Annotated in this window: 9 protein-coding genes and 4 pseudogenes; 2 read left to right on the plus strand and 11 right to left on the minus strand. The window is 57.9% G+C overall.

The genetic code is table 11. The annotated features are described in order from the left end of the window. Nucleotides 1-218 precede the first annotated feature (218 nt). From ACX3P0_RS23695 to ACX3P0_RS23720, 6 genes are all read right to left on the minus strand, one after another. Nucleotides 219-1,523: an NAD(P)/FAD-dependent oxidoreductase gene (locus ACX3P0_RS23695; RefSeq protein WP_459092471.1), complete on the minus strand. Its 1,305-nt coding sequence runs from the start codon at nucleotides 1,521-1,523 to the stop codon at nucleotides 219-221. A 57-nt stretch (nucleotides 1,524-1,580) separates the two neighbouring features. Further along, nucleotides 1,581-1,751 carry a hypothetical protein gene (locus tag ACX3P0_RS23700; RefSeq protein WP_459092472.1) on the minus strand — a complete coding sequence of 57 codons (171 nt, stop codon included), beginning with the start codon at nucleotides 1,749-1,751 and terminating at the stop codon, nucleotides 1,581-1,583. Nucleotides 1,752-1,762: 11 nt separating this feature from the next. Then, entirely contained in the window at nucleotides 1,763-2,833 is a 1,071-nt protein-coding gene (locus ACX3P0_RS23705) for an ABC transporter ATP-binding protein (protein WP_459092474.1), read from the minus strand. Between the two features lie 25 nt (nucleotides 2,834-2,858). Then, nucleotides 2,859-3,641, minus strand: coding sequence for an ABC transporter permease (locus tag ACX3P0_RS23710; protein ID WP_459092476.1), 783 nt, complete (start codon nucleotides 3,639-3,641; stop codon nucleotides 2,859-2,861). Beyond that, entirely contained in the window at nucleotides 3,641-4,813 is a 1,173-nt protein-coding gene (locus ACX3P0_RS23715) for an ABC transporter permease (protein ID WP_459092478.1), read from the minus strand. Before ACX3P0_RS23715 ends, ACX3P0_RS23710 begins: the two co-directional genes overlap by 1 nt. Before the next feature lie 61 nt (nucleotides 4,814-4,874). Further along, complete coding sequence (locus tag ACX3P0_RS23720) at nucleotides 4,875-5,903, minus strand: ABC transporter substrate-binding protein (RefSeq protein WP_459092480.1); 1,029 nt, start codon at nucleotides 5,901-5,903, stop codon at nucleotides 4,875-4,877. A gap of 197 nt (nucleotides 5,904-6,100) precedes the next feature. Between ACX3P0_RS23720 and ACX3P0_RS23725 the strand changes: the two genes are divergently transcribed. Then, nucleotides 6,101-6,697 carry a helix-turn-helix domain-containing protein gene (locus ACX3P0_RS23725; RefSeq protein ID WP_459092482.1) on the plus strand — a complete coding sequence of 199 codons (597 nt, stop codon included), beginning with the start codon at nucleotides 6,101-6,103 and terminating at the stop codon, nucleotides 6,695-6,697. A gap of 36 nt (nucleotides 6,698-6,733) precedes the next feature. On the opposite strand, the pseudogene ACX3P0_RS23730 reads toward ACX3P0_RS23725, so the two are convergent. From ACX3P0_RS23730 to ACX3P0_RS23740, 3 pseudogenes are all read right to left on the minus strand, one after another. Continuing rightward, nucleotides 6,734-6,913 (minus strand): annotated as a pseudogene (locus tag ACX3P0_RS23730) (DDE-type integrase/transposase/recombinase); the annotation flags it as partial. A 333-nt stretch (nucleotides 6,914-7,246) separates the two neighbouring features. After that, nucleotides 7,247-8,071: pseudogene (locus tag ACX3P0_RS23735) on the minus strand (IS5 family transposase). A gap of 42 nt (nucleotides 8,072-8,113) precedes the next feature. After that, nucleotides 8,114-8,397 (minus strand): annotated as a pseudogene (locus tag ACX3P0_RS23740) (transposase); the annotation flags it as partial. Between the two features lie 164 nt (nucleotides 8,398-8,561). Here ACX3P0_RS23740 and ACX3P0_RS23745 point away from each other — a divergent pair. After that, a pseudogene (locus tag ACX3P0_RS23745) lies at nucleotides 8,562-9,330 on the plus strand (glucose 1-dehydrogenase). Nucleotides 9,331-9,563: 233 nt separating this feature from the next. Here ACX3P0_RS23745 and ACX3P0_RS23750 read toward each other — a convergent pair. Together ACX3P0_RS23750 and ACX3P0_RS23755 are read right to left on the minus strand one after the other, a co-directional pair. Further along, a complete protein-coding gene (locus tag ACX3P0_RS23750; RefSeq protein ID WP_459092484.1) occupies nucleotides 9,564-10,049 on the minus strand; it encodes a DUF2231 domain-containing protein in 486 nt (161 codons plus the stop codon). Nucleotides 10,050-10,831: 782 nt separating this feature from the next. Beyond that, nucleotides 10,832-11,345 (minus strand): Rossmann-fold NAD(P)-binding domain-containing protein (locus tag ACX3P0_RS23755; protein WP_459092486.1); only part of this gene is annotated, 514 nt, incomplete at its 5' end.

Here is an 11,345-nt window from a genome sequence, read left to right on the forward strand (position 1 = left end):
TGGCGAGGTTTTTCGAGGTGTCCAGTAGTTAACGGAGCGACACCGAGCGCGATCCGCCAATTTGGACCCGATCCACGAACTCGCCATGAGGGCCCGCGGTGTAAATGGCCGCACAATGAGGCCGGATACACGTAGGAACTCGACCGGTCCTTCCCTTCGACAAAGATCAGAAAATGCTTGCTTCCCCGAGGGCGTCATACACGTTGACACTGCACAATTCAGTCGGCCCAACGTACCGCCTTGTCCAGAAAACGATACCAGGTACCAACCATCGGCAGGAACCAGGGGCTGCCGTTGTAAAAATACAGTTTGGGGAAGTGGCTGCCGATGACACCACGATCGGAGTTCGGCCGACCCAGCATGTGCTCGGCGATCCGATGACCCAGATAGGTCTGGTTCGAAATCCCGCCGCCATTGCAACAGGACACATAATATACACCGTCATCCATACGGCCGCCATGCGAGCAGAAATCATAGGCAAAGCAAACATTGCCAAGCCAGCCATGGCTCAACTGCACGCCGCATGTTTCGGGGAAGGTGCGCTCCATGAAGCGGCGCAGCCCCTCGGCCCCTTCCGTTTCCGTTGAATTGCGAAACCGAGCGCGCCCACCGAACAGGATGCGCTTTCCATTAGGTGAACGGCGGAAATAATAGAGGATGTGCTTGGTGTCGCCGACGACCCGATTGTTCGGGATTAGCCGCTCCAGCAGGTCGAAAGGCATCTCTTCGGTTGCGATCATGTAACTCTGGACCGGAATGGACCGCTTGCGCAGCCACGGCACCTCCGGTCCGACATAGCCGTTCACGCCAAGCAATATCTTTTCAGCCTCAACCTCGGTAACCGTGCGGCCATGCACGCTCTCGAGGCGGGCGACCTGCCCCGAGCCCAGTTGTCTCGCGCCGGTGAAACGCCAGCCAGTAACGATGCGCACCCCCAGTTCGCGTACGCGATTGGCGAGCGCCCGGACGTACTTAGCCGGATGGATTGAACCGTGGTCGTGCCGGACCATGGCACCGCGATAGATATCAGTTTTTAGGACGCGATAGACATCTTTCTCACCGACGATCTCGAAATTCACTCCATCTTCCGGAGGAAGACGGTTGCGCAATTCGTGCAATTTCCCCAGGTGCTTTCGAGTATGGGCGCCGACGACGCTGCCCGACATGTTCAAGTCGATTGGGTCCTTCAACGTGCTCGCCCGTTGCAGCATGAAGCGCATCGAGGTCGCATAGTCATCCATGATCTCCCTTGCCCGCTTTTCGCCAAAACGCCGCACCGCCTGAGCAAGGGTAAATTTCGCGGCATTGCCGATCTGGCCACCATTGCGTGAGCTTGCGCCTTCACCGATGCGCATGGCATCGACAACCACGATATCGGAGACGCCTCCCTCGGCCAGAGTGATCGCCGCCGAAAGTCCGGTATAGCCGGCCCCGATGATCAATGCGTTGTATCTGGTTCTGTTGAAGGAGCGCTCGCCATGTTCTGGCTCGGCCTCCTCCCACCAATATGGTGTAGTCTTCATCCTCCCCCTCCTTCGCTACCTGCAATGCAGGTCCGGGCCTGTCCGCCCACCCGTTCCTCATTCCTGCACGGTGAAATAGACCTTGCGCAGGGCACTGACTGTCCGCCCGCCGCCAGCAAAGCCAGGCTCGATCACGACCAGATGGCCGGGACCGTTCTGCCCTGGATGACCCGATGATGGCCAGGCGATGCCGACCAGACCCCGGTCATAATGCTCGGGTTGGCTCATGAACAGGCTCCTCAGATCAACAGGATGCAGTCCCGGGTATCGAATGCGAGTGCAACCATCGCACCGACCTCCAGCGCACCGTCACGCGCACCACCATAGGCCAGCATTGAGCGGCCGCCTGACAATTTCAGAGAATAGAGAGCACGATCGCCCGAATAGGTCGAATTGATGATCCGCCCGGTGAGCCTGACGTCCCCGGACAGCGAAGCGGCCTGATCATCGGGCCCGAGGCGAATGTCTTCAGGGCGAATGACCAAGTCAGCCTTTCCTGCCGCGACTGTAGTGTCCGGTTCGGGCATGGGCACGCGAAACTCCTCGGTGACGAATTGCAGCCCCGCCGCACCCTTGGCGACATTGCCCGTGATGATGTTCGATTTTCCAATGAAATCGGCAACAAAGCGCGAGCGCGGATTGCGGTAGAGATGATGTGCGGTATCGAACTGCTCGATCCGCCCCTTGTCCATGACCGCTATGCTGTCAGACATGTGCATGGCCTCTTCCTGGTCATGGGTGACGTTGATGAAGGTCGTACCCAATCGCCGATGAATATCGCGCAACTCATCCTGCAGATCGACGCGCAACTTCTTATCGAGCGCCGACATTGGTTCGTCGAGCAACAACAGCTCGGGCTCGAACACCAGAGCGCGGGCAAGTGCCACGCGCTGCTGCTGGCCACCAGACAGTTCATGCGGTTTTCGACGGGCCAGTTGCGCCAGCTGCACGAGTTCCAGTATCGCATCAACCTTGGCGACAATCTCGCGGGAGCGCTTTCGACGCACCTTCAACGGATAAGCGACATTGTCGAAAACCGACATGTGCGGAAACAGGGCATAACCTTGAAAGACTACCCCGAAATTGCGTTTCTCGGGCTTGAGCGTGGTGATATTTCGATCGCCTAGCCTGACCTCTCCGGTTGTGACCCCCTCAAAGCCGGCGATAATCTTCAGAAGTGTGGTCTTGCCCGAGCCCGAGGGCCCGAGCAGCGTCACGAAACTGCCCTTGGGGATACTCAGCGAAACTTCGGAGAGTGCCCGCACATTGCCGTAATGCTTGTCGACATTGCAAACCTCTATGAAAGCCATCATCGATCTCCGTCACAATCCGAATTTATTCAGCCTGCCTGCCACTCAACCGTTGCAATCGTGACAAGAGCCAGAGCAAAGCTAGGCTAAGCAGAGACAGCAGCAGCGCCACGACGACGATCGTCGGCTGCAAGCGATCGCGAAGTCCTGCAAATAGCGCGACAGGAAGAGTGGTCGATTCGGGCGCGGCAAGGAAAAGCGCGACCACAACTTCGTCGAAGGACGTGGTGAACGCGAACAGGGCGCCGGCAAGAAAGCCTGGAAGTGCCAGCGGGAGCGTGACATGCCAGAAACGATGGCTACGTGATGCGCCCAGCGATGCCGCCGCGAGATCGAGGTCGGGGTTGAGACCGCGCAGCGACGTGATGACTGAAAGGAATACCAGTGGCGTACCAAGGATTGAATGCGCTACCACCAGCCCCAGATAGCTTCCCGCCAACCCGATCCGGCTATATGAATAGGCAAAGGCTACGCCAAGAACGATAGAGGGAACAACCAAGGGTGAGACAAACAATGCCGACAACACCGCCTGCAGAACGCGCCCGGTCAGCATGACGCCAGTTGCGGCAAGGCTTCCAATCAGCAGGCCAAGAACCATGGCGCCGAGCGCGACTTGCAAGCTGTTGACGAAATAACTAATCCACTGCCCACTGACAAAAGTCTCGCGAAACCACCGAAGGCTGAAGCCCTCCATCGGATAGGTCAGAAAAGAGCTGTCGTTGAACGCCAGCGGCATGACAAGTACGAGCGGAACAACTAGAAAAAGCAGCGCAAGGATGGTCGTGGACCAGAAAATGATGCGAGACATCATGCCTCCTTTGCCTTGCGCGCCATCAGCAAGCGCACTGCGCCGAATGACGCAGCGAGGGCAATGACCATACCAAGAAGCATGACAGACAATGCCGAGGCCATGCCCCAGTTCAGTGTCCTATTCACGAATTCGGCGATGTAGAAGGCAACCATCTGATCCCGCGGCCCGCCCGTTAGCGCGGGCGTGATGTAGAAGCCGAGCGTCAGGACGAAGACCGTCCCTCCCCCGACCAGCACACCGCGCAACGTCTGCGGGAAATAGACTCGTAGGAAGCTTTCGATCGGACCCGCGCCCAAACTAAGCGAGGCGTCGGTCTGAGATTTCGGGATGGTGCGCATGACGTTCATAATCGGAATAACTGCGAAGGGCAGCGTCACATGCGTGACGGAGACGATTACTCCAAAACGGTTGAAAATCAACTGTAACGGCTCGGATATTAGGCCGACCCAGAGCAAGAAGCCGTTCACGAGGCCATTAGTCTGAAGCAACACGACCCAGGCCGTGGTCCGCACGAGGATCGATATCCAGAAACTCATCAGCACGATGACTAGAACGAGGGTGGCGAAACGCGGCGACGCGTTCGCGGCGGCATAGGCCAGCGGATAGCCAATCAACAACGTCACCACGGTGATTTGCGCGGCCATGACCAGCGTGCGCAGCATGATCTGCATGTAGATGTCATCACCACTGCGCGATAGCCCGCCATCTATATCAACTCGAAGCCCGGTCGCCTGCTGGTAATGTCGCCAGGTAAACCGGGAAGAATTCCTTTCCATTGTGTTCCAGTATCGCTCCTCGCCCCAACGCGGATCGAAGGCGATCAACCCGGCCACATCGGGTTCGATCTTGTCGGCGTTACGCGCCGTGTTGAGAAAGAGGGACCGGAAGCCCGACAACTCCTGATTCAATTCGCGCGCGGCCGTTGCCTGCTGGCCGCTGTCCATTGCCTGCATATCGGCAAGCAGCGCGGCAGCCTGCTCGTCTCGATCAGAAGGGTCGCTCGCGCGGAATTGGGTCAGACCGCGACCGATCTCGCCGTTATCAATGCTGAGCGAGAAGGTCGAGCCGAGCGGCATCAGGTAGAAGAACGCATAGACGGCGAGCGGGACGGCGAGCAGAACAAGCGCCACCAATCTTGCTCCACCCGGCTTACGCGGGGGTGCGTTCATGGTTCACTTCTCCCGAATGCTCCCCGGCGGACGATGCCGCCAAGGGAGAGGACATTCGGGATCACTGGGTCGCCCAGCGGACCCAACGTTCGCGTAACTCGTCTAGGTGGTCGATCCAGAAGTCGTCCGAGAAGAACACCGCTTCCTGGATGTTGTTGCCCGCTGGCAATCCGACCAGCAACTCTGCCGTGAGGTGCTCGACAGCAAGGGTATTCGACGGGCCGTAAGGCATAAGAGACGAGAACTTCGCCTGGTTTTCCGGGTTGTTCACCGTCTGGATGAATTCAGTCAGATATTCCTTGTAGGGCGAGCCTTTGACCATGCCCCAGGCATCCATGTTCACCACATTGTTCTTCCAGACGAACTCCAACGGCTTACCTTCTGCCTTGGCCATCACAATTCTGCCGTTGTAGGAGGTGGACAGCGCGACATTGTTGGAAGCCAGCCATTCCACCGGCTGCGCGCCCGATTCCCAATATTGCAGCAAATCCTTGATCCGGTCCCATTGGGCGAAGGCGCGATCAACGCCCTCAGGCGTGGACAGCACTTCGTAGATCTGGTCGATCGGAACCCCATCGGCAATCAAGGCGTATTCGAGGTTGAAGATCGGATCGTTGCGGACGCCGCGCTTACCGGGGAACTTGTCCCGGTCAAAGAAATCCTTCCAGCCCTGCGGTGGCTCTGGGAAGGCCTCGGAATTGTAAGCCATTCCGTTTCCGATCACCACGTTGCCGACGCCGCAGGGTGATACCGCGCCGGGTAAAAGATTGTCGCGACCAATCGCGTCCCAATCAAGTTGCTCCAGTAGGCCCTCGTCGCAGGCAAGCTGAAGCTCGGATCCTCCCATGATGAGGAAATCCCAAGTGACGTTGTCGGTATCCACCATGGCCTTGATCTCGGCCAACCCCCCTAGATAGGTGGTTTCGATTAAGCTTAGACCAGTCTTTTCCACGAACGGCTTGAAATAGGCCTCGCGCTGGGCGTCCTGATAGTTTCCACCCCAGCCCGCAATGGTGAGATCCCTCGCTGAGGCGGCGCCGATGGTCGACGCCATGATGGCGCAAAAAGCTGCAATCCTGATTGTTCGCATGACATATCCTTCCCGAATTCTGGCGATCACGTGGATCGAGAGCGGGCTCAGCGACGGATGCCCCCTAAGTCCTGTTAATAAACTAAGAGCCCCACTCGCTAGATTAAATATAGGTAAATATCTGTCAATGTTTTTTTACTATTTGTGAAGCACGCGAGGCATTGTTATATAAGCCGTCCCTTTTTGGAGAGGATGCGATGGGAACTGATTTGGACGACAGGGCTGCCCGTGACGATACCCGGCAGGTCGGAGAGGCTCTTCGGCGACGCCGTCAAATCCGTGGCCTATCGCTTCGGCAGATCTCTCAGCCGGCCGGCATCTCCGTCGGCATGCTGAGTCAGGTCGAGCGTGGGCTCGCCACACCGTCCATCAGGACACTGCGCGCGATCTGTGCAGCGATGGACATGCCGGTCAATTGGCTATTCCACCGAGATGGAGAGGAGAAAAGCTCGGCATCAGAATACATCGTGCCGCGCGATGCGCGCCGGTCGCTTACCTACCTTGACGGAGCATTAACGAAGGAACTGCTTACGCCCGACACGCAGCCTAAGATTCAGATGTTGCGCTTCGTCATCAACCCCGGCGCCAGCTCGGGCGAACCTTACTGTAATGCCGAGGGTGGCAAATGTGGCATTGTGCTAGCAGGGAAGCTGGGGCTCGACCTGAACGGTTTGGCATTTGTCATAGGGACAGGTGACAGTTTTGCCTTCCCAGCGACAGCGATGGTACGATTCTGGGCAATCGGCGACGAACAATGTGAGGTAATCTGGGTAGTCGCTCCTGCTACGGTGTGAGCACAATCTTTGGCACACGTTCCCTACGTTAAAGTTGACGATGCGATCTGGCCAGCCTTGGTGCGCGAACGCCTTCCGGATAAAGCGCTTGGCAGCCAATAAATTGCGATGTTCGCTGAAGAAAAACTCCACCGTTTCGCCCAGGCTGTCGATGGCGCGGTAGAGATACATCCATCGACCACGAACCTTCACATTAGTCTCATCGACATGCCACTTACGGATCATTGAAGACCCACCTTCGCACATCAATGATGTCGGGGGCGGTTACATCATCAAAACCAAGCCGCTTGCGTCATTGAACTTGTGCGGCATTCAGGCGATCCTGTCAGGCGTCTACAACCTCACTACTCGGCAAAGCCTGATCCCTATAACAACGTCGTTTTCACACTTAATCCCCTCCAGTGCACTTTGGCCCAAAAACAGCTCTTTCGAGCGCATTATCGAGGCCGACTGATCGTTGCTCAGAGCGTGTCCGCCATAGCCCCGAATGTCGGGAGCGAACGGATCGGAAAAAGCGCTCGAAACTCCTGAGAGTCCGTTTGAAAATGCCTATTGGTGAGATATTCTCCTGAGGAGGAGACTTCCGAGGGCGACATGGATCATGGCTTGTGAGCAGTCGATGCGCTCCTCATAATCGCGCACGAGGCGTCGCCGTCTTGTCATCCACCCGAAGGTGCCTTCAACGACCCACCGGCGCGGGAGGACCTCGAAGCCGACGGCGGCATCGGAGCGTTTGACGATCTCGATCGTGAAGTCGAGGAAGGCGGCCTTGTCCATAAGTTTCGTGCGCTCATAGGCGCTGTCGGCGAAGAGGTGCTTGAGCCACGGCCAGCGCTTGCGCACGGTGTCGAGGATCATCTGCGCGCCTGCACTGTCGGAGATGTCGGCGGCCGTGAGGTTGACCATCAAGAGGCGGTCATCGGTGTCGACCGCAATGTGCCGCTTGCGTCCGACAACCTTCTTGCCCGCATCGTAACCTCTTGTTTTCGCTTCTGGAGCCTTGATTGACTGGCTGTCGATAACGCCGCCTGTCGGGCTTGCCTCGCGTCCGACTCGCTCGCGATCCAGCATCAGCGCCACGTCGTGGATCGTCTGGAACATGAAACGCCGCACGAAGCGGCGGAACCACCAGTACACGGTCTGCCATGGCGGAAAATCCTTCGGCAGCATGCGCCAGCCGCCGCCCGAGCGGGCCAGGTACCGGATCGCGTTCAACACTTCGCGCAAATCCGTCTCGACATGCCGACCGCTCTTCGATCCGACAGGCAGAAACGGACATATCCGTGCCTATTCCTCATCCGTCAGATCCGTCGGGTAGCGCTTCGTCTTCTTCTCAAATTCGGCTATCCGGCCACGCGTCGCTGGGGTCCACATCCTAAGCTTGAATCACGTCCAGCCGACCCCTTCAAGCCATTCTCAAACGGTCTCTATGAACCTGACTCGTAAAGCTGCGGGCCGATCTTTCCGCCTTCCGAGACGTCGCAGGAAGATGCGGATCGAGGCTACGAAGAGCCATGCCTCGGCACTGGCGATGTAAGCTTCGAAGTCTTTTGCGAGCCGCCGCAGCGGTTAAGATGGGCGAGGGTTCGCTCGATGACCCAGCGTCGCGGCAGTAGGACAAACCCCTTGGCGGTATCGGAGCGCTTAATGATGTCGATCCTCCATAGGGAGGGCTCGGTTTGTCCGAACAGTTTGGCGCGATTTCGTAAATGGATTTCCACCTCCACGATTGTCAGATGCAAGCTACTTTTCAGGGACCTCGTAGCCGGTCTTTTTCCAATCGATCATTCCGCCCGACAAGTGGTACACCCGGGTGGTTTCCACCGCGCCCGGCGCGGCTCCCTAACCGAATGTGGAGGAACCCATGAGCATTACCTATAACTTCAAGGATCAGGTTGCGTTGGTCACTGGCGCGGCCTCCGGCATGGGACTGGCGACCGCACGGGCTTTCGCCAATGCGGGCGCTGCCGTCACGTTGGCGGACATCAGCGAGGACGCCCTGCAGAAGGCCGTGGGACGAGATCAAGTCGGCCGGCGGCAAGGCCATCGGTGTGGTCTGCGACGTCACCGATGAAGCTTAGGTGGCCGCCATGGTGGAGCGTACCGTGGCTGAATTTGGGCGTCTGGACGCCGCCTTCAGTAACGCCGGCATCCAGGTTCCGGCTTCGGAGATCGCAGACCAATCCGCAGAGGACTATGACCGGATCAGTGCCATCAATCTGCACGGTGTCTGGGCGTGCATGAAGCACGAGCTCTTGCAGATGCGAAAGCAAGGTAGCGGCGCAATCGTCAACTGCTCGTCGATTGGGGGGCTGACCGGCCGGGCGCAGCTTGCTGCCTATCACGCCTCCAAGCATGGCGTGATAGGTCTGACGCGCAGCGTAGCACTCGAATATGCCGAGCGCGGCATCCGCGTCAACGCTGTCTGTCCCGGCACGATCGATACGCCGATGGTATCGGACATGCTGGATCGAGGCATGCTGGCGATGGACGACCTGCTGCGCGATCTGCCGATGAAACGCTTGGGCAAGGGCGAAGAGATCGCCGACGCCGTGCTCTGGCTTTGCAGTACCGGCTCGACATTCGTGACCGGCCAGGCACTGGCCGTCGATGGCGGATTTACCGTGCAGTGACTGGCTGGGCAGGATCAAGCGATCGGCATCACGTGCCCGATCACTGGCGTGTGCTTTGCTATGTAGTAGCCTCTTTCTGTGCGAAGAACATCCTTGGTAAAGAGGCACTAGCATCTCTCACCAGATGGCGGGCTTACTGCTTTGTGCACCAAGCCCGCGCCTCTCACGAGGCGGCGGGCTTCAAACTTGATGGTAGCATGGATACTAAGCCAGCGATCGCCAACGCGATATAGCTACCGCGAATTGGAGCCAGCTTCATCAGCTACGCCCACGCGATGTCGGTAAACCATATCCCAACCTTTCCATCCGGTAAAAAGGAGAATGATAACGACGATGAGTGATATCATCAGGCCCACTGGGACTACTGCGGCTGCGCCGTCGCTGTATCGAGAATACCAGTTATATAGCTCAAGGAGCACAACCACGATGTTCCCGCCAGCATGAAGCCAAAGCGCATTCAGGTTGCGTATTCGCACGTCGCCGACAACGTCGGTAAGACCTGCGACAGCAGCAAGGGCTGCCATGATCAATCCCACCCCTAGAAGCCATATTGACGCTTCGGCCCAAGCGGAATTACCCGTCTGCCAAACAACTAGATCGCAGACAAACGTTGCAACAAAAAAGGCGATGGGAAACGGAATTAGCATCGGGTGTATAGGGTGACCCGCGATGCTCGCTGTGCTGCGAGGATTACGCGTACTGACTTTTTGAATATTCATGGCCGCCACCGAATTGTTAGGCTGGAACAATGCGGATATAAGCGCAAAGTTCCCCACTAATCATTGGTCCAGAGTGGCGCGGACCTAAGATCGCGGCATCGTGATAGCCTCGCAACACTGTCAACGGCGGAGAAATACCAGGCCAGCCAGCCCACCTGCAGTTTGCTAAATGCCCTTGGCTATAAAGAAGGCCACGACAGTCAACGGAAGTCTTTTTGTGGATTGAGACGTTAGTTCTTAGGACACTCCTTGAACATGTTTGCCCAAAGCTCCTTACCAGCCTCGTGCGACCTCTCACCCATCCACTTTTTGCGCGTGTTGAAGGAATTGCTGACTCGGAAAAAATAGGCGTTGGCGAGCATGTATCATGCGGGCATGGTGTGGGGTGGCACAAATGTGCAGAATCGACAGCCTGTGGATGCTGCCGGCCGGCCCAAGGGTCGTTGCGCCGCCTCCCTGTACACAATGCTATCTACGAGCGTACCGCTTAAAGGAGAATACGGTGAATCCTGATCCTAACGGCCCGGTTGCCTTGCCGGACAGTCCCAACCCGGAGCCGACCAAGCCGCCTGCCTCGCCCGAAACTCCCCCAAATGAACCTCCAGGCGTGCCCCCGCCTTCACCTGACTCCGTTCCCAGGCCGGACAACACTCCCGAGGTTCCGCCCACGACGCCATCGGAAATCCCACCGCAACCGACAATTCCCGATCCGACCGCCTGACTGCGGCGAGAGCGAGGAAAGGCGCGATGAAGGAACCAGACTTCAGGCACGGCCTTGCCCATCAGCGGCTCCGAGCGATCATCCGAAGGACTTCGTCTATGCTCCGTGGCTCGATGCCTAGTTCCTTCAAGCCCGGCGCACCGGTCGCCGCTACATCGTCCTGTCGCATGAGATCGATCTGGCTGCGGTTGAAGGGTGCAGCGGGAACGAATTCCGCCACGCCTGCCAGAATGTGCCAGATTGCAAACGGCATTGGCACCAGCCTCGTATGTACGCGGAGTTCGAGGGCGATTTCCTGAAGGAGCTCCCTGTAGGTGTAAACGCGCGGCCCGCCGAATTCGAAAACTGAAGAGCCGTTGAGGTTTCGTTCTGCGATCAGGCGGCTGACGCCTTCCGCGACGTCTTCGACGTAGACTGGCTGAAGCCGTGTTCGTCCGTCGCCGAACATCGGATAGATCGGCAGCAGGCGTAGCGGCGATGTCACTTTAACTTGCGTTCGGGCGTGCCGAGGGAATTCGGCCTTACGGATTGATTTCAGGCCATGGTTCCCGTCACGGCTTTCCATTCCGCGATCG

The sequence above is a fragment of the Mesorhizobium sp. A556 genome (genome assembly GCF_054489545.1).